Source organism: Sphaerisporangium sp. NPDC051011, from assembly GCF_040653595.1.
GTDB lineage: Bacteria > Actinomycetota > Actinomycetes > Streptosporangiales > Streptosporangiaceae > Sphaerisporangium.
In genome coordinates this window covers 115884-134807 of sequence record NZ_JBFAGG010000006.1, presented here as the reverse complement: position 1 = coordinate 134807, position 18924 = coordinate 115884, and the positions used below count along the sequence as shown (strand labels likewise).

The 18924-nt window shown below is 63.7% G+C and carries 11 protein-coding genes; 4 read left to right on the top strand and 7 right to left on the bottom strand.

The window, feature by feature from the left end; all coding sequences use genetic code 11:
* Positions 1-18: 18 nt before the first annotated feature.
* From AB0H21_RS15760 to AB0H21_RS15750, 3 genes are read right to left on the bottom strand one after another with little or no spacing between them, the layout of a single operon-like run.
* A complete protein-coding gene (locus tag AB0H21_RS15760) occupies positions 19-3216 on the bottom strand; it encodes a helicase-related protein (protein ID WP_358516750.1) in 3198 nt (1065 codons plus the stop codon).
* Positions 3209-5116 carry an ATP-dependent helicase gene (locus tag AB0H21_RS15755; RefSeq protein WP_358516749.1) on the bottom strand — a complete coding sequence of 636 codons (1908 nt, stop codon included), beginning with the start codon at positions 5114-5116 and terminating at the stop codon, positions 3209-3211. Before AB0H21_RS15755 ends, AB0H21_RS15760 begins: the two co-directional genes overlap by 8 nt.
* The gene (locus AB0H21_RS15750; protein WP_358516747.1) at positions 5113-9765 is read right to left on the bottom strand and encodes a DEAD/DEAH box helicase; all 4653 of its coding nucleotides are present in this window, start codon (positions 9763-9765) and stop codon (positions 5113-5115) included. The genes AB0H21_RS15755 and AB0H21_RS15750 overlap by 4 nt, the downstream gene beginning before the upstream one ends.
* A gap of 1042 nt (positions 9766-10807) precedes the next feature.
* Between AB0H21_RS15750 and AB0H21_RS15745 the strand changes: the two genes are divergently transcribed.
* From AB0H21_RS15745 to AB0H21_RS15735, 3 genes are read left to right on the top strand one after another with little or no spacing between them, the layout of a single operon-like run.
* On the top strand, positions 10808-12886 hold the full coding sequence (locus tag AB0H21_RS15745) for a helix-turn-helix transcriptional regulator (RefSeq protein WP_358516745.1): 2079 nt from the start codon (positions 10808-10810) through the stop codon (positions 12884-12886).
* Positions 12883-13842 (top strand): hypothetical protein, encoded by a 960-nt coding sequence (locus AB0H21_RS15740; protein WP_358516743.1) that lies wholly within the window; start codon positions 12883-12885, stop codon positions 13840-13842. Before AB0H21_RS15745 ends, AB0H21_RS15740 begins: the two co-directional genes overlap by 4 nt.
* A complete protein-coding gene (locus AB0H21_RS15735; RefSeq protein WP_358516742.1) occupies positions 13839-14720 on the top strand; it encodes a DUF6339 family protein in 882 nt (293 codons plus the stop codon). The genes AB0H21_RS15740 and AB0H21_RS15735 overlap by 4 nt, the downstream gene beginning before the upstream one ends.
* A gap of 104 nt (positions 14721-14824) precedes the next feature.
* Here AB0H21_RS15735 and AB0H21_RS15730 read toward each other — a convergent pair whose 3' ends face one another.
* Positions 14825-16048 carry a DNA cytosine methyltransferase gene (locus AB0H21_RS15730; RefSeq protein ID WP_358516740.1) on the bottom strand — a complete coding sequence of 408 codons (1224 nt, stop codon included), beginning with the start codon at positions 16046-16048 and terminating at the stop codon, positions 14825-14827.
* A 93-nt stretch (positions 16049-16141) separates the two neighbouring features.
* On the bottom strand, positions 16142-17119 hold the full coding sequence (locus AB0H21_RS15725; protein WP_358516739.1) for a DNA cytosine methyltransferase: 978 nt from the start codon (positions 17117-17119) through the stop codon (positions 16142-16144).
* 116 nt (positions 17120-17235) lie between these two features.
* Between AB0H21_RS15725 and AB0H21_RS15720 the strand changes: the two genes are divergently transcribed.
* A complete protein-coding gene (locus tag AB0H21_RS15720) occupies positions 17236-17703 on the top strand; it encodes a very short patch repair endonuclease (protein WP_358516737.1) in 468 nt (155 codons plus the stop codon).
* A 115-nt stretch (positions 17704-17818) separates the two neighbouring features.
* Here the strand turns inward: AB0H21_RS15720 and AB0H21_RS15715 are convergent, their stop codons facing one another.
* Together AB0H21_RS15715 and AB0H21_RS15710 are read right to left on the bottom strand one after the other, a co-directional pair.
* Complete coding sequence (locus AB0H21_RS15715) at positions 17819-18016, bottom strand: DUF397 domain-containing protein (protein WP_358516736.1); 198 nt, start codon at positions 18014-18016, stop codon at positions 17819-17821.
* Complete coding sequence (locus AB0H21_RS15710) at positions 18013-18873, bottom strand: helix-turn-helix transcriptional regulator (RefSeq protein WP_358516734.1); 861 nt, start codon at positions 18871-18873, stop codon at positions 18013-18015. Before AB0H21_RS15710 ends, AB0H21_RS15715 begins: the two co-directional genes overlap by 4 nt.
* Positions 18874-18924: the final 51 nt, after the last annotated feature.

Genomic DNA, 18924 nt, shown 5'->3' with positions numbered 1-18924 from the left:
CCGATACGCGGAACCATGTCACTTCTCCAGATACAGGTCGGACTCGACGTCTACATCGCGGAGACTCCACAGGGTCGTGAGGCCGTCCTCGAGATCTTCATCAGAGTAAGAACGGAGAAGCGCCGCGTCCGGCTCTCTCGGTTCACTGCGTTTGTACGTGTATGGAGCCTCGTAGACCAGCTCGGAGTTTGATTCGGCGAGATCACGCCAGTGGTCGATGATGATTTCAAGGTCTCGGCGGGTGGCATCGAGCTCCTCCGGCGCCACCTCTTTGACTCTGAAAAGGATCACATCGCAGAGATCGTGTAGCTTGTCGAGGAACTGCTCCACGTTTGCCGCGGCCTTGTTGGGCCGTGCCTCCTCCCGGGTCAAGCGCGCGAGGCCGATCAGTACGGCGTGCAGACCACGATCGCGTGCGCGGGCGGAGAACGGCGTAACGCTCGTGGACTCCACCTGTCGGTACAGGGCGGAGTGATACGAGAGAAAGTTCTCGTAATGCGACCTGTCACGGGAGCGTGCCGCGTTGAGCAACGTTACGACCAGGCCCGGATGCTGTCTGCCTACACGGCTTGTGGCCTGGATGTATTCGGCGGTGGTCTGGGGCTGGCCCATGACGGTCATCAGGCCGAGGCGATCGACGTCCACACCGACCGAGATCATGTTCGTCGCGAGGACGGTGTCGAAGGGCTCGTTCGGAAGTGTCAGTTCCAGACTTTTCAAACGTGTCGGAATCTCGCTCGACTTCACTCGACTCGTGAGCTCCGTTTGTAGGTCCGCCGGGCGCGCGTGGACGCCGTCCCGTTCGGCGAGCAACTGCAGTCGATCCTGGACGTCGTCATTGACCTGTAGTTCGGCGGCGGCGAGGAGTCGCAGACTGTTGAAGTACCCGATGAGGGTCCAGTAGGCGTCCCGCACGGCGTCCTCGCCTCTGACCTGTCCGGCATGATGAAGCAGGGCGGCGTATGCACGAACCAGCAGAGTCGCCTGACTCGTGCTCGGTGTCATGAGCCCCACGTACAGGCGCGAGCCCTTTCTGTCGGCTGGTGCCTCGACCGCGAACCATGAATCTCGAGAGTCCAGCCCCGCGGGCGGGAACTGACTGACCTCTCTGTCGAATAGTGCCTTTCCCTGCTGTCCGGCTCGTCGGATCGTGGCGGTCGAGGCGAGGATCTTCGGCTGGGCGGCGGCCACGTCGATCGCGGTCTCATAGAGGCCTGTGAGTGTTCCCAGCGGTCCTGAGATCAGATGTAACTCGTCCTGCACGATCAATTCCGGTGGCGGTGTTCCGTCCGGACGGTCGAGGTTGAAGAGTGCGGCGACATCAGCACGCCACGCGATCTGGGCGAACTTGTCGACGGTCGCGATGACGAGCGTGGGACGTGCCTTGTAGATCGCCTCGTCGACGACATGTACGGGCAGGCCCGAATGGAAAGCGCAGTCTTCCGCGGGACAGGTGATGCTCATCGTGGTGAGATCGTCGGCGACCTCGTAGTCCTGCTCGCTCATCTCGGTGCCGCACCAGGGACAGGTACGCAGTTGTACCGGATTCTCCTCCAGTAGTTCTGCGCCATCCCGAAGTGCCGCGAGGCCGGTGGCGGCCGCCTTCAGAGTGTTCGGGGTGGCCGCCTTGCCGACCCACATCCCCAGCGAGATCCCCTCGGCGCCGAGCCGGACCACGTCATCACGACGCATCGTCTCCATGGCGCAGATGAGAGTGGCGGCTCGTTCGAACTGTTGCAAGGTGAGGAGCCGCAACGTGTAGCGCATCAGGGCCGTCACTCCACCGCCGCGTACACCTCCGCGGATACGACGAAGGAACACGGTGTACGCGATGAGGCCGAGATACGCCTCGGTCTTGCCGCCACCGGTCGGGAACCACAGCAGGTCTGCGATCGGACGATCAGGATGGTCGTGGTCGGTGATGCTCTCCAGACAGATGAGCAGGAAGGCGATCTGGAAGGGACGCCAACGCCCGGTGAGTTCTACGTCGCCCTTCCGCCGAGCCTTGATCCAGGAGCTTCGTCCTCGTTGGAGTGCCATGGCCTGATTGGCAAGGCGAAACGCGGTCATCGCTTCGGGTGTCTGGCCGAGTAGGGCGATGCCGCCGGCCATGCGGTCGGCGATGAGTCGGCATTGGTCGATCTGCTGCCGCGCGACCTCCTTGTATTCGGTGTCTCGCAGTTCGTCCGCTTCCATGGAGCGGTCGGCGATCCAGGCGCGGTAGCCCGAAAGCAGGCCATGCAATGCGCTGACCACCTCGGTGTCCGGTGCATTGGCGAGGTGAAGCATGTCAAGGGTCGGAACGTCGAACTCGGGGTTCGAGTCGGCGAGTAGGACGTCATGAGTCGGAACGAACGACGACCAGACCGCCGAGACAGCGGCAGCGGTGGCCCTTTCTCGAACCGCGCCACGTGCGTGTGGTGGTGTCCACTGCCATGCGGCGGCACAACCGTGTCCGACCGCGAAGGTAGGGGCATGACGGTGCAGTAGCTTGTTGACTAGGACCTCGTTCTCGCTGGACCCTACCGGCACCGGGCGTTCTACCAGAGGGACGGTTCCTTTCGGCCCTTCGACGTGTAGCACGGGCTGAAAGAAGCAGTGCGTGTCCTGCAGGGCGCCTCTAGCGAGCTCATGCACGTTGACCAGGACGGCGGTGATCGCGACGGCGCCGTTCGTCGGCCTACGAATCCGCAACCTCAGTTCCAATCCAGGCGCCATCGTCTCTGTGCGCTGTCCGGGTTCGGTCACATCGACACGGACGGGTGGGATCTCCAGCGGCTTACGACGCCATCGAGCCTTCAGCTTTTCGGTGGACCGGCGTTCTGCCCGCTGGGCCTTCACGACGTTGCCGGCATGGTCGATGGGCTCGTATATCGCCGCGGAGGTGTTGATCAACACCGTTGTGGAACGACTGGGATCGACCGCGAATGTGAGACCCATCGACGAGGGGGCTTGGACGTTCGCAAGCGAGACGCTGGTGTCGGGCACTTCCTCGACGGCAAGTCGGGCGGGCGCCAGATCGGCATCCTTTTCCCTCTGCTCCTCCTGGGATTCATCTTTGTCTCTACGGCGGGGGAACAAAATTCCAGCGGCATACGTGGTGATCGGGGGATCCAAGACGATCTCATTCTCCCCCCCGGCCGGTCCGAGGAGATCCTGCCGGAGCCGTTCGACCAGCTCAGCCCGGAATCGGTAATGCTCGGCGTGATCAGGCACGGTCGCCCTCCTTGGCCGAACCCTCGTCATAGGTGAATCTGCCGAGTCCGAACAGACGTGGAGCCGCCCACACGCCATGTGATCCCAGTCCGGACAGGGAGCCGGCCGAGACACTTCCGGCCACCGTTTCGATCGTGTCGATGGCGAGGCCACTGATCGTTCTGGGCCAGGAAGACGGGGCGTGGTTTCTGAAGATTCGCATGTAGTCGTAGAGGTCCCTTGAGAAGGATTCAGAGGTGATACCTATGGGACACCCGTTGTCCTTGAGCGTGACCATGTACCTCGGACTCCGATCCGCGTCCGGCGGTTCACCGTCGATGCGCCCAAGCATCACTTCGTCACCGGATCGCACCTTGTCAAGGAGCAGATCCTGCAGGTCAAGCGCCGTGTGCTCGTACCGCACGCTGGGAAGTTCGCCTGGCGAGCCGGGAGGTTCCACCGTATCGACATCACCAGCGATCAATTCCACGCCAAGCCGCAGGCTCTTCTTGCCCATGTGATAAACACCCCAGCGCTCCTGTCGACCGACTTTCCTGACGTACGACGGCACTGTTCGGGGAGAGTTCAGATGCATCAATTCCTGTCGTGCTCGCGTGAGCGCCACATAAAGAGTGCGGGCCTCATCACCGATATTGACAGATCTGCCGCCCTCCTCCCGTAAAGGTCCGGGATCGACGACGATGACCCGGTCGAACTCCAACCCCTTGGCCCTGTGCACCGACGACACGATCAGTTGTGCGGTGGGCTGGGCCGTGAGTTCGTCGGGAAGTCCGCCGTTGAGGATGGCCGTGCGCAACCGCGCCAGATCGAGTGCTCGCCCTCGCCCCCGTCCGGTGCGCAGGAGCATGTTCCAAAGCCGAGAATGGTCCGCTTCATCGAGCATGGCCTGGTCCCCGACCACCTCCAGAAACCGCGACTGCGACAACATCGAGCCGTCGATCGCGCGGAACAGCAAGGACAGCCATGCCGGCACCACTCGATCACGTGCCGAGCGCTGTAAACGGTGATCGACTCCGCCCGCACGGAGCTGCCCGGACACCAGCAAGGCCTGACCGTTCGTACGACACAAGATCGCTGTCGTTCCTTCGTGGTCTCGAAGACTCTCGTGAACGAACGGGTCCTCGAGATCGCCCATCAGGAGGGTTTCCTGGAGAGAGTTCCGCAATGCTCGGTACAACTTTTCGGCGGATCTCGCGGTACCCGCCTGAAGTGCCGGACCGAACGCGAGCGCGATCTCGGCCTCTTCGGTTCGGGCCCGGAAGTTGCGAGTGAGCCGGAGCTCGACCAGTTCGTCTCCGAAGCGGCTTCTCAGCCAGTCGAAGAAGCGGCCATTCTCTCCCGTGCGCTCCGCCTCGGGCACCTGGAATCCATAGATCGCCTGCGCCGGATCGCCTACGACGGTGAAGCCGCAGTTCTGGGTGTCCAGCAGGGCCTCCACCAGGTCCCGTCGGCTGCCGACGAGGTCTTGGACCTCATCGATGACGACGTGGCGAAGGTCGTCGTACAGCTCGTCGAGGCCGTATCTCTCGATGACGTCGGCCGCCGCCGCGATGCGCTCGTCAAAAGCGCGTGATCTCCAATCACCCTCGGGGTCCATCTCCAAAAGGAGTTCCAACGCCCAGGAGTCGAACGTCTGGACACGAACATGCCGAGAGGCTTCACCGTGACGTGCGAGCCGCTCTTTCAGCTCACGTACGGCCGCCCGGGAGAAACTGAGTACCAGTAGATCTCCTGCGCTCAACTGGTCCCGTTCCACGAGGGTGTCGAGGCGTCTCACCAAAGTGTAGGTCTTGCCCGCACCGGCTCCGGCGATGACGAGGGCCCGGGCGTCGTCGGGTAGCCGAACGACCTCTTTTTGTTCGGCGGTGAGTTCCGGGGTGTCTTCGAAGGGGCCGGTCATTTCTTGCTCCAGAGGTGTTCGAACCGGGTGAAGGCGAGTGCCTCACCGAAGTTCGTGATGTTGTCCTGCACGTCGAGGATGAGGCACACCTCGTTGCCGCCGTTCTTAGGTCCCCGCAGCCCACGGCCGATCATCTGCTGATAGACGTTGGGACTGTAGGTGGGACGGGCGACCACGACCGCGCGCGTGGCCGGGGCGTCGAAACCCTGCGCGAGCACACCGAAGTTCGCGATGACACGGATCCTCCGATTGCGGAAGTCCTCGATGATGCGTGCTCTCTCCGAGGTGGGCGTCGCGGATTCGATGACACGAGAGGAAATTCCACGGCCGTTGAGCCGGGCCACCAGCAATTGAGCGTGATTCACCGAGGCCGCGAACAACAGCACCGGCCAGCAGGAATCCAGCGCGGCGATCTCCTTGATCAGCATGTCGTTGCGTTCCTCGTCGGCCGCCAATCGTGCCTCGGCGCTGGTCGGAAGCCCCCGGAAATCGGCCTTCTTGAGTTCTTCGGGCGTGAGGCTGATCGTCGCGCCGACCAGTGGCCGATGTTCCGCACGTGCCAGAACGCCCTGTCGCTGCAAGATCTCGTATGGATCGCCGTCGAAGACGCCCTCATCGAGCCGGGTGGACCCGAAACGGTCGATGAGCAGACGGGTCTGCTCTTCGTTCGTGCTGCGGAACGGGGTCGCCGTGAGGCCGATGAGCGGCCGTTCCGTCTTCGTGAAGGTGAGCCCGAGATGCCGGAAGATCTCGGTGTAGGTGGGCGCCAAGGCGGAGTGCGCCTCGTCCACGATCACCACTGCGGCTTGCCGGAGCCATTCGTACTCATCGTCCCGCAGACGATTCTTGAGCGAGTCGTCGATGGCGACCACCAGGTGCGCGTTCGCGGTCACGGCCGTGGCGGAGTTGCCGTCCCACAACCGACTGATCGTCAAGCGCTCTTTCGGCGGCCCGACCTTGGACCAGAGGAAACGCCAGCTTTGAACGGCCTGCTCGCACAGTTCGCGGGACTGCGCGATCCACAGCACCGGTCCCATGACGCTGTGCGCCTTGATCGCGTTGATCACCGCCTCGACGGCGACCCGGGTCTTGCCGGCGCCCGTGGGCAGCGTCAGCATCGCCCGGCCGGGTCGTGCACGATCCAGTAGACGGAACATGTTGTCGGCCAGTTGCCTTTGGTAGGGGTGTAGGGCCGGGAGGTCGATGGGCCCATCGACGATCTCTTCCGCGGGTAGAGGGATGGCCTTCGTCCCCGCGTAGCTCTCGGGAAGTCCCAGGTCGCTGGTGAAACGACGTGCCGTACCGTCGCCTCTGAAACTGGTGGGGGCCTCAGGTAGGCGCGCCGCCAGATCCTTCCCGTGGTGGCTCAGAATGGCCTCGCCGTGGGCATGTATCGCAAGTTTCGCTATCCGCTGCGCATCCGGAACGCGCCCCGTCTCGGCCTGATCGCTCTCCAGCAACCCCTGGGGAAGTCCTCGCCGGAGAGCCTCCTCGCCCACGAGGAAGAGAACCTTCTCCGCGGGGTCGGGCGCCTCGCGCGCGCGACGCACATGCTCGTCGTTTCGTTGCTGCTCTCGATACTTGAGGATCGAACGACATCCGGCCTCGCCGAGTCCCAGTCGCAGTGTCCGATCGATCGCGGCGAGCGCGGCGAAATCGTCTTCGGGCCGGAGGACGAGCACGTTCCTCTCATGGAGGGTTTCCGCGAGTGCCTGTGTCCGCATCCCGCTCGGCGTTCTGATGATCTCGTCCAACTCGCTGCAGCGAACAAGCGACCAACCGTTCACCTGTGGACGGCGGTTCACTTTGAGGTGCGGGAACTCGTCGATGAGCAGAACAGGCTCGGCCTGCGCCACATACCGGATCTCCTTCTCGACCACCTCGGAGAATCGCAGCACGCCCCAGGTCTCGATCATCGCCTCGGCGGCTTCGACGGAGGGGACGAGCAGCGCAGGGATCTGTTCGCGGATCAGCGTGTCATATTCGTCCCGGTCGGCGGTTACCGCGATCTCGTTGTCGGGACGATCGGTCGCCCACTTGTCGCCGACACGGGATCGCGTCACGGCGCTCTCCGGCCAGGCCGCCTTCGCCTCGAACAGCAGCGCGTACACCTTGCCGGCGAACTCGTGCACGTCGCTCTCAGCGGCCATGGAAACGGCCCTGTCCCAGATCGGCTGCGGGACATCGCTCAGTGCGGATGGCAACCTGAGCGCGACCGCCACTGTGTCGGAGACCCGGGCCACGGGGAGGACGTCGCGGTACGTGGCAAGTTGGGGGCCAACGCATGACCTAATCGGTAGCAGCCCTTGCGATGTGGATAGATAGCCGTATTTCCGGGCTATCCACACGAGGGGGGACACCACCCTGGTCCGGGTGGCGGCCTGACTGCCGTGCTGGAGATGCCAGCTCGTGACGATGGAGTGCTCGGGAAGCGCTTCGAGAAAAGCGGCTCGCCCATCCTCGCTAAGCTCAGGCAGGAAGTGCAACGGGCCGGGAACATGCGCGCCGTCCACGCGGATGCTCTTCAGCTGCGGAGTAGGTGAGGTGCTGGGCAGCGTCTTGACGTACCCCTTCCAGACCGCCTCGACGTACTGCTCGAACCACCACTCCTTGCGAGGATCCTGATCCGGTACCGGCCGGTCGACCAGGCCGAGCCCTTTCAACAATGATAGATCGTCGGCATGGAAGGCCAGGTCGAGGGCGAGGCCGGCGTCGCGTGCCCCGTCCCTGGGGACCACAGGGCCAGGGAGCAGGCAGTGCCATAGCGACTTCCACCCGCCGGACATCACACGGACCCTGATGACCCGTGTGGTGTCCAAGCTGCTCGCCTCAAGGGTCGCGAGCACTCGCGTGGGGCCCGCCTGTCGTGCGAGCTGCCAGAAGTCGCCCCACTGGGCATCGCCGTATCCGTCGAATCCCTGATCGACGATGGCCGCGAAGCGACCTGCCGCGTCCGCCTCCTGGATTCCCAGCGACTCCAATGCCCGCACGGCCTCCTGGTCCAGGAGCAGGTCGGGATGGACGTAGACCATCGTGTCCTGTAGGTTGTCGGCCCCGCTTCGCCGGAAGACCTTCCCGCGCACCGGAGGGACGAGCTCGCCGCTCTCCGTCAGCAGGATCCTAGCCCTGAGCGCCTCGCCCGCCATGGGGTGGTCGGACTGCCGCATGTCGGCGACGATGCGGATGGCACGCGCGGAGGCTTCCGCCGAGCGGTCCGAGACAAGAGCCAGCAGCCACTCCTGGACGGTGGCCGGCCGACCCCCTGACTGTTCGATGATCCTCTCCGCGCGGGCGCGACGCTCGCGCTTCTCGACGGAATGGTGGCACCAGTCGTAGGGCCGCTTCGGGTAGCCCTGCCAAAGATCACGCCAGTGCTCCTGCAGGCCGGCAGGGTGCAGCTTCATCGCCTGCGGGTGTCGAAGCCGACCGGTCTGGTCTGGAAGGGACGGTTTGCGCGCGGCCACGGTCCAGATGGCGTCGGTGAGGCTCTTGTCCGCCCACTGGGGGGCCTCACGTCCCCGGCCGGGGAGAAGATCAATGTAGGAGGCGGGATCGTCCTGGTCCGTGAGATGAGGCAGTGAGTCGACGACCAACTCCGCGGCCACCCTGATCAGCTCGTCGTTGAACTCATTGCGATCGAACAGGTTCTGCCGATCTTCTGAGGTCTTCCAGGGGGCGTTGAGTATGCCCCGGAGCGTCGTCGCGTAGTTCGTGGGGAAGTACGCCCAGAAGATGCCGCGGTCGCGCGCTCGGGAGGGCACCGCCCACGAGATGTCGATCTCTGGTCGGTCGTGCAGCTCCCCGGCCGCGCGCAAGGCGGTCGTGCTGGGACGGTGTGTTCTCCTGAATACGCGCCAGTGATGATCGAGGCTCGCTCCGTCCGGGCGTACCTCTTCAAGGGTGTGGTCGTTGCCTTCGACTCGCTGGAAGATCTGACGCACCACCGGTCGCCCTGAGCGCCGATCTTCCAAGGTGACCGTGTCCACGTGTGGCGAGAACAGCGAGAACTCGACAGGGAACTTGGCGAGGTCGACGCCGAGCCTTCCGACGCTGTCCGGCCGAAGAGGTAGACGGACCACCGTGGTCGCCCACGTCATGAGTTCGTCCAGTACCGGATCGGCAGCGCGGGCCTTCTGCGGGTCCAGGACCCGGGCCATGCGGAGGACCGGGGTCTCGTCCGCTGTGGGGTGCACCGACTTGATCTGCGCGGCCGACCACGTCCGGTCGAAGCCAAAGCCGATCTCCACACCTTCGTCCTTGCTGAAGAACTCAGGGGAGTCGGAGATGCTGAGAACCGATTTGACGCCGACGCCGAACCGACCGATCTGGCCGCCACGTTTGCGGGAGACGCTCATCCGAAGAATGGTGTCGGCGCCGGCGGCCGTGACCGGTGCGCCCTCGTTCGCACAGTACAGATGAGTCGAGGTCAGGACGACACGGACCTCACCTGGGGCGTCGCGCATCTCATCGGCGCCGTTCTGGACGAGTTCGTACACCTGGCGATCACCGTAACCGCCCTGTGTGATCCGCCGCTCGCTGTTGGCATGCTCCTGGACGAGTCCCGGATCGACTTCGTACGTCTTGAGGACTCTGCGCGACTGCTCCAGCACGATCTCGAGAACAGAAGCACCGCCGAAGTTGTCGGCCACGGTTGATCATCAACTCCTCGGGGGCCTGCCTGGCGCCGGCCCGGCGCCAGGCAGGAAGGACAATTGCCGTACCCGCGGTCGTCGGGACCGTCCGTGGGTACGACGGCGGCATGGTCCCACTCAAAGCACCTTGAACTCTGCCTTACATATCGCTGTAGGAGAGTCACAGAAGATGGGGAGGAAGTATCTGTGACCTAGATGGAATCACTCACAGGTGGTGTGATGGGGTCCCGCGAGCTGCTGAGGCACAGTTCCACATGGCCCTGGTCATATGTCACCAGGGAGAGGCGGACGGTATGGAGAACACCATCGAGTAACCACGCGAGCTCGAGAGACTTGTCATTACTGCGGTCGCGATCGTGAGGGGCGCTGTTCCAGAACTGAAACATCAAATGCCAGCCCTTTTCGTTGGCCGATTGAAAGTGAGATCCTCGATAGGGAGCGCCGTACGACTCTGTCTTATAGGACGGCAAGAGCGTAAGGCACAGTGATCACAAGGGCGTGACCAGGCATGTTCGTGGGCGACGGAAGTGGATCCGTCGCGGTAACAGAGAATGGGGTTGGCTCAGGTCTTCACGAGTGCGCGGCCACCTCTCGCTTAGCGCTACGGGTCTACCCAGTGGGGCTGAACAGCGTTTGACACAACAAGCTGGCCCGTGTGCCTCGGGTGGCGCAAGACACAAATCGCCCCTTGCGAATCGTTACGAGACGATCCGTTTGGATTAGTGCAAAGACTACTCCACTTGGCGGCACACTGTCACCTGTCCGCCTAAATCTTCTAGTAACCAGACACGGTGGCATAAATGCTCTATCGGCGTATCGAACCTCCTTAAGTGGCACTACTCGGACATAGGGGACGCGAGCGCCGTTGCGGTGGTGGGGATGCCGCCGACCCGAGACGCGGTGCTCTCGACAGCTTGAAAGATTGGAGTGCGCAGCCTCAGTCTCAAACTGCGCGTCATGGACGTCAAGCGGCATTTGACGTACGCTGCCGTGTCAAAGGGACGGCTGGGCGCTGGCTCACCGCCCAGAGGGGGAGGGTATGGAGGATCAGGGCGGCTTCGGGGTCTGGCTCGGAAGGCAGCTACGGCGCCAGGGCATGAGCCAGGCCGAGCTGGCTCAGCGGCTCGACGTCACGCGAGCCGCCGTCTCGGCCTGGGTCACCGGACGCGCGGAACCTCGCCTGGAGAAGATCCGGGCGATCGAAGAGATCCTCGGGTTGAGCACCGGCTCGGTGATGACGTTGGATGACGTACCCGACTCGGCGGGGCATGTCGTCTGGTATCACCGGCCCGCGCATCAGGACGGCGGTCGAGAGCTGGGCAACCCGGCGGCGTTCGCCTTCGATTCGGACCTGAGAGTGCTCGCGAGGGAGGCGACCCAGAACAGCCTGGACGAGCGGTACGACCACGGCCGGTCGGTGAGGGTGCGCTATGCCCTGCACGAAATTTCCGGTGAGAGGCTGTACCGCTTCCTGGAAGCCCTGCGCTGGGACGAGCTGGAGGCGCACTATGAGGCGGCTGCTGATCCCACCACAAAGGTCGGACGTATCATCGCCAATGGGCTGCGGGAGATGCGCGAGTCCAGCAGCCTGCTGCTGTTGCGTGTCGACGACTACAACGCCAACGGTCTCATGGGACCCGAGTACGGCGACGGCCAATTCTCCGCCGTGGTGCGTCGTCAACTGGACAGTCACAAGTCCAGCGTGGCTGGCGGATCGTTCGGTCTGGGAAAGGCCGTTCTGTGGGCCACCAGCCAGTTAGGTCTGGTGTTGATCAACAGCACGCTCTCCGAGGCTCATGAGGGACGAACCGTGCGACGAGTCATCGGACGTCTCGATCTCCCCTGGCGCCGAGTGAACGGCAAGGACTATGCGGGCCCGGCGTGGCTCGGGGAACCGGACGCCCAGCGAGGAGGAACGGCCTGTTCCTGGTGGGCCGACCCCGGCACAGTTGAGGCGTTGGAACTGCAGCGCGACAACGACGCTCCGGGAACCTCGTTTCTCATCGTGGGCGCTCATGACGGCACGGGGGAAGCGACGACCCTGGAGGAGATGCACGAGGTCCTGGTCAAGAGCCTCGCGGAGAACTTCTGGGCGTCGATGGTCTCCACCGCCACGGAGCAACCCATGTTGGAGGCTTCGGTGATTGCGCTCCGCGACGGTCAGGTCGTCAAGGCGGCGGAACGGGTGGATCCCCGTGAGCACGAGCCAGCTCGTGTCCGTGCTTTCCGTGCCTTTCTTGCAGGGGAGACGGTAGAGCAGTTGACCTCGGACGAGGATGTCGTGAGCACGACCGTGCGCTTGGGGCTTCCCGCCCTGAGACAGCCCGCGGCGAGCGCGTCGGAACCGCCGGCCGCACACGACGCCGTGCTCCTGCTGACCCCGACCACCGACGATGACAAGGCCCCGAACAAGATCGTATGCATGCGTAGCAGTCGCATGGTGGTCATGTCCCGTTCGGTGACGGATCTCCCCCTGGGAGTACGTCGCTTCCAGGCCGTTCTCCTCGCGGGCTTGGCTACCGGCTCTGAGGAAGAGGACGCGTATGCCGCGGAGGAATTCCTACGCGCGGCGGAGCCGCCGGAGCACAATGACTGGAAGAAGACCGACGACCTCACGGCCATGTACGTGAGAGGCGCCGCGACTCGGATCCAGGAGTTCCGAGCGGGGATGCTCGCCGAGGTCCGAAAGCTCGTTCGGACACCGGAGAAGAAGTCCGAGGACGGTCCGACCGTGCTCCGCGAATTGCTCAGTCTTGATCTGCCGTCCCCTCCCCGGAGTCCGGGCTTCCCCACGGTCGGAGCGGTCGAGGGGACCGTGAGACCGGATGGCGCCTGGCAGGTGCGGGTCGAGGTCCGGCTTCCGCAACGAGAAGATCCTTGGATCATGGCACCGGTGCTGCGGTTCGCCACACGGTCCGGTCCGAAACCACTGGCCGGGTGGGCTGAACTCGTGCCCGAGTCGCACTGCGAACTCGTCGACGGAAAGCTCCTGCGATTCACAGCCGGCGCCCGGACGGCGGCGTTCACCGGTGTGAGCGATGTCGGCAGCCATCCCGTGGCGGCACAGATGTCCGTGGTCGAAGTGGATCTAACGCGTCCCAAGGAGGCCATCTCGTGAAGACGTTGACTCCGTACCCGACCCTTCACGGCGAGATCACCTTGGAGGTCAAGGAAGCGCGCCTGGACGGCAAACCTCTGCCGCTCGCGCTCATCTCGCCACAAGAACAGGTCGTGGCGTTGCACCAGGTGGAACGCGAAGACTGGGAGCGCGCACGCATCGTCTTCCGCATGCGTACTCCCACTGAGCTGGACTCGGACGAATGGGGCGACCCGCGACGTGCCGTCGTTCTCACGGAGAGAAAGACGAACACCCGCCTCCTCACCCTCATGCGGCCCCACACCGATGGCTACTACATCGGCGTGGTGGAACTGCATCGGGATTGGCACGTGGGGCAGGCAGAGGTCGAGGGCATCGTCACCGCCACGGTCCACGGGGTGGCAGGTCGGGTGGTCGGCCGGACCGACCGCCGATGGACCATCGATCTGCAGGTCCGCACACCCACACGGAAGCGGACGATAAAGACCGTTTGGAAAGACTTCTCCTCGGAGGAGAACCCGTATCTGAATCCGTACAGGACCGATCCCTGGGCCGTTGAGGCCGCCGACGACGAGCCCATCGTCTATCTCAACACCGGCTTCGAAGGATTACAGCGGCTCCTGGATTCGGGTAGCGGCGCCGAAAGGGCCGTTCAAGATGCCGTTGCGGCACAGATCGCCGGGGATTGCTGGGCCGCTCTGTTCAACGCGGCCGTGTATGCGATTGAAGTCGAGGAGGGCGAGCCACAGTGGCCCGGCGGGTGGAGGGAGTCGGTTCTTCGGCGAATGCTGTCCGACGTCTACCCGGATCGCTCACCTGGCGACGCATTGGTCGAACTGTGCGAACGGCGTCGAGAAGGAGAGGGCGGAGGAGAACTCCAGACCCGAATCCTCCACGCCGCGATGAAACAGGCCAGAACATCCAAGTCCCTCGGCGCGTTCATCCGCAGGATGAGCTCCACGGGGGAGGGCAAGTGAACGAACTCGACAGGCCGCAACGGTTGGCTCTGCTGCCGGATGCGACCGTGACGAAGTACCTGACCGTCGGTGTGCGCACCGGCGCGGAAAGCCTGCCCCAGGCCGCGCTCGCCAAGGCGTGTATCGCGCTGGACTCTTCATCGCGTTGGGAGGCGGTGAGGGTGCGTGATCTGGTCGACGAGGCAATGCGGCGGTACGGCGACGTGCCCACGAGGGCCGACGCCTGGTTGGCGCCTCGTCTGCACGCAGCGCTGCGCCTGTCGCGGCGCGAGGCCGCTGACGCGAGACTATGGAACTTCCTCGCCTTGCGGCTCGCATCGGACTATGTGTTCTGGCGCCATCCTGGACGGCCCAGCAAGGAAAAGCCCGTACCTGAGGTGAGCTCCGCTCGTTTTCAGGGAGCTTTTCACACGCAGGCGTTCGCTCGTCTCTGGTGGGTGGCGGAACTTTTCCGGGACGGAGACGACTACGGTCCGGCGGAGATCGCCTGTGGAAACCAGGACATGCTGAACACCACGCTCCGACTCGAGATCGTTCAGCACAGGCCGACCGCCCAGGCGCTCGTCCGAATGCTCGACCGACAAAGCATTCGCATCGGACGGGAGGTCAACGCCTTGGCGAAGGCCGTCAACGCCGCGGGCAGCACCTTGATGTACGAAGTGCTAGCGCCCGACGAGGTGCAGGACGCGGATGCCTACCGTGCGTGGATGGACGACATCGACAGCGTGCACCTGCCGTACGAGTCCCTTCCCGAAGGGCCCGACGACATCCGCGTACCCGAAACGGCCGTGGACGCCCTGGTGCCGTTGTTCGAGAAGCTGTACGAAGAAGCACCCGTCCGGGGGCGCGAAAAGGTGGCCACCGTATCGAACGCTTGAGCAGGCTCGGCGGGAGTGCGACGTCGCAAGGTCGGGGCGACCTGAGGATGGGCCCCGGCCTACCGTTGGAGAACCCGTGAGCGGCTTTCGAGCCGCCTTTTGCATTACTCTTCAGCGGGAGCGCCGATCTCCCCCGTGGCCTCAAGGTAGCTGTAGACCTGTTTGGCGATGGCTCGCGCCAGGCCCACGGGTACTGCATTGCCTATCTGACGAGCGATTTCGGTCTTGCCGCCACACCAGAGAAAGTGTTCGGGAAATCCCTGGAGCAGCGCGGCCTCGTAGTGAGTGATCGGTCGGTGCGCCCAGGGGTGGAGGTAGCGTCCCTTTTCAGGCTTGTAAAACTCCGTGCGGATCGTCACGGACGGTCGGTCGATGTACATTCTGCCCATGACGTCATGGGAGCCCGTCTGATGGTTCATCCAGCTTTCGGTGGAGTTCTCAGGCTGGATGTCGTGCCTGTTCCCCCCCTCGGGGATGTCTTTGTATCGCCGAATCGACAGAGGTGTTGGATTTCTGCCGATGTGCAGGTCCGTGGTCTTGAACGGTCCTGCCACCTCGTACCCCAGCATGTCGCAGCGCCCGTCGGGGAGCTCGGTGGTGGCCGGCACCTCCGCGGTCAACGGCTCCCCCTTCACGCCGAAAACCGAACTCACGGGCACCCATGCAGACAGCGCGTCGGTCTCCGAGAAAATTCCCTCGGTCTTCCGGGGATCGATGTGCGTGGGAGTGGGATGCTTCAAAGGGGCTCCCGCGGGGTGCGATTTGATCAAGTCCCGGTGCGTGGCCAAAACGATGGCGCGCTTTCTGGCCTGCGGTACGCCATAGTCGGCGGCGACCAGATGTTTCGGCTGGAGCTCGTAGTCCTTGAGGTCTCCACCGTTGGCCGCCGCCATGAGCTCCTTGTACTCGGATGATCTGAAGAACCGATCCACGTTCTCGATGACAAATATCTTTGGTTCGAGCTTTTTGACCACCTTAATGTACTCCCGCCACAGTTGGTTCCGAGGGTCGTTCGGATCCTCTTTCCCTAGTCCGGAAAAACCTTGGCAGGGTGGCCCGCCCAAAATCACGTCGACCTTTGCATCGATATCGGCAGGGTTCCAGCGTTTGATGTCGCCGGCGAATATGTGATCCGTTCCGCCTGCCTCTGTCGCGAAGTTCACGGCGTACGTCGTGGCGGCCGCGATATCCCACTCGACGGCACCCACGGTATGAAAGGGTGAATATGCGCCGCCCGTAGGCACGAATTCGTGAAATCCCTGGGTGAAACCGCCGCAGCCCGAGAACAGGTCGACGATGTTGATGCGATCGGACGGTCCGGCGGTCATGCGCGTTACCCTACCGATCGTAGAGCAACACCGACATCTCGATGCGAGAGCGGAGCCTCCCCTTGACGACGGTGCCTGGCCTTGCCGTCGTCCTCAGCGGCTCAGGGCCTTGGCGATGGCGCAGCCGATCGCCGTGGCCAACGGAGGCGGTAGCGCATGACCGATCTGGCGGTATCGAGAGGTCTTTCGTCCCACGACCAGCCAGTCAGCGGGGAAACCTTGGAGGGCCGCGACCTGAGGGATGGTCAGCTTCGGCAGCGATCCACGATCCTCGGGACCGGTACTGGGGCGCATGACGAAGTCTGCGTCAGGAACGTCGTCCGCGATGCTGCCACCGTCCACTCCCAATTGGGCCCACTTTCTCTTCGTTCCTGTCGGTCCGAGATCCGCCCCACCGCGATTCTTGGATCCCCCGACGATCGTCGGCGCGACCTCGTTGGCGAGCAGGCGCCATGCCGCAGCCCCCGTCCAGCCGCGGCTTGCCATCGACGCCCAGAGAACATCGCCGACGGTTCCCGGGGCGCCGGTCGATCCTGGCCACTCGAACCGAGCGAGATCACCCTTGCACATCGCCACCATGACGCCGTGTTGGCGGCGCTGGGGTACTCCATGATCTTGTGCGTCCAAGACGGCCCAGGCGCACTCGTAATCGTTGTTCTTCAGCTCCTGTTCGACGAAGCTGCGGGCTCCGGCGAACAAGTCGTCCTTGACCAGAGCTGGAACGTTCTCCAGCATGATGGCGCGAGGTCGGACCTCGGTGGCCAACCAGACCGCCGCGTGTAGGGGATCACTTCTGGCCGCGACCTGTTCCCTCTTGCCGGCGATCGAGTACGGAAGTCGAGGGAGTCCGCCTGCCAGGAGGTCGACGCCCAGTACCTTCTTGTGCTCGTCTCCCACGAAATCCACAAGGTCGAGTTGACGGACGTCCCATGCGGGGCGGTTGGCGCAGAGGGTGGCACATGCGTCGGGGTCTTCGTCGAAGAGCATCACGGGATCGAAGCCCGCTCTCTCCAGACCGAGAGCCTGTCCGCCGGCTCCGGCGCAGATGTCCAGGCTGGTGAACCTGGTCATCGCCACCTCCCTCTCTGTTGTTGTGACGGAGATTACTCCGAAGTGAGATCGTTTGTTGATCGCTGTCCGAAGATGATCTGGCCTCGCGCGACCTTGCGTTTTCGTACGGTAGACGTATGGCGACCACGAGACCTGTCGGCGCATCCAGTGAGGGCGTCCGCAAGAGCATGCAGGCGAACAAGGGGAGGGACACCAAGCCTGAGCTCGCCTTGCGGCGTGCGGTGCATGCGTTGGGGCTGCGGTACCGGGTCTCGGTTCGTCCGCTGCCGAAGATCCGACGTACGGCCGACCTGGTGTTCAGCAAGGCGAAGGTCGCCGTGTTCCTCGACGGGTGCTTCTGGCACGGGTGTCCTGAGCACCACACCAAGGCCGCCACCAATGCCGACTACTGGGCGGAGAAGGTGGTTCGCAACCGGGAGCGAGATGCCCAAACCGATCGGACTCTCGCCGACTCCGGGTGGCTCGTCATTCGAGTCTGGGAGCATGAAGATCCTGGGGAAGCCGCCGTTCATATCGCCGAGCAGGTACGAAGCATCCGTAACGGGGTCGGGGTTGTGGAGACTCGTACCTCGGAGGGCAGCTGAGGACGTCTTCCTGGTACAGGCTCTCAGGGATTCGCCTCGTGCAATACGCAATGGGCCTCCGACGCGACCGCAGCGGAAAGGTCGCCGTGGAAAACGTATGTCCGGACCATCGTCGTCATTTGATGCTGGATAGGAAGATGTTCCACTCCTGCCCGTTGACGACCAGGACGTCGCCGTCGAGGGTTTTGGAATCACGTACTGCGACTTGTGGACCCATCCGGGCGACCTCTACGCAGTTCTCACCCTGGCCCTGACTGCGGCTGCTCTTCCGCCAAGTAGCACGTGACACGTCGATGTCGTCGCCACTGATCATTCTCGGCTCCCGAGTCCGGACTGGATCGACTGGATGAACTTGACAGACTCCGCTGGTCCGAGGGCGATTGCCCGGAGGTGGTCGAACATCAGCGTATAACGCAGTACTTCTTCAGTCTCCTCCAGATATAGGCCGCTTGCTGCGGTCTCCAGGTAGACGATGGGGGCGAAGAACTCCGGTGCCGGGAAGTCCAGTAGCACGAAGGGGCCGGACAGGCCGGGGTGGGCGCCGGCCGAAGTGCGGATGACCTGGATTGTGACCCTCGGGTGCTCGCTCATGGCGATGAGTCGTTGCAGTTGTTCGCGCATCGTGTCGCCCTCGCCTACTGGCCGCTGGACGGCGACCTCTTCGAGGACGACCCACAGTTGGGGGCCGTCGCGGTCTTCGGCCAACAACTGTTGCCGCGCCATGCGGGCTTCGGTGCGTCGCCTGACCTCCTTGGGGTCCATGACGAGGGCAGCGCGGACCACGGCGCGTGCGTACGCCTCGGTTTGGAGCAGTCCGGGAATCAGCTGTGGCTCGTAAGTCCGCATCATCGAGGCCTGGGCTTCGAGGTCGAGATAGGAGCCGGTAAGGACGTCGCGGTACTCGGTCCACCAGCCTTTCTGACGGACGTGCCGGGCGAGCGCGATCAGGGCGTCGCGCCGCGGTCCGTTGACTTGGTAGATGTCGAGGAGGTCCCTGAGGTCGCCCGTGCTGATGCCGGAGCGGCCGCTCTCGACTCTCCATACTTTGGTCGCATGCCAGTCGAGTCGTTCGGCGATCTCTTCTCGGGTGAAGCCGGCCGCCTCACGGAGACGCTCCAACTCCGCGGCGAGCCTGCGTTGCCGGATTGTGGGATTTGTCTGTTGAGGCATTGCACTTAGCCCTTCTGTTAGTCCTAGATCGTCCTGGTCTTGTGTGATGTG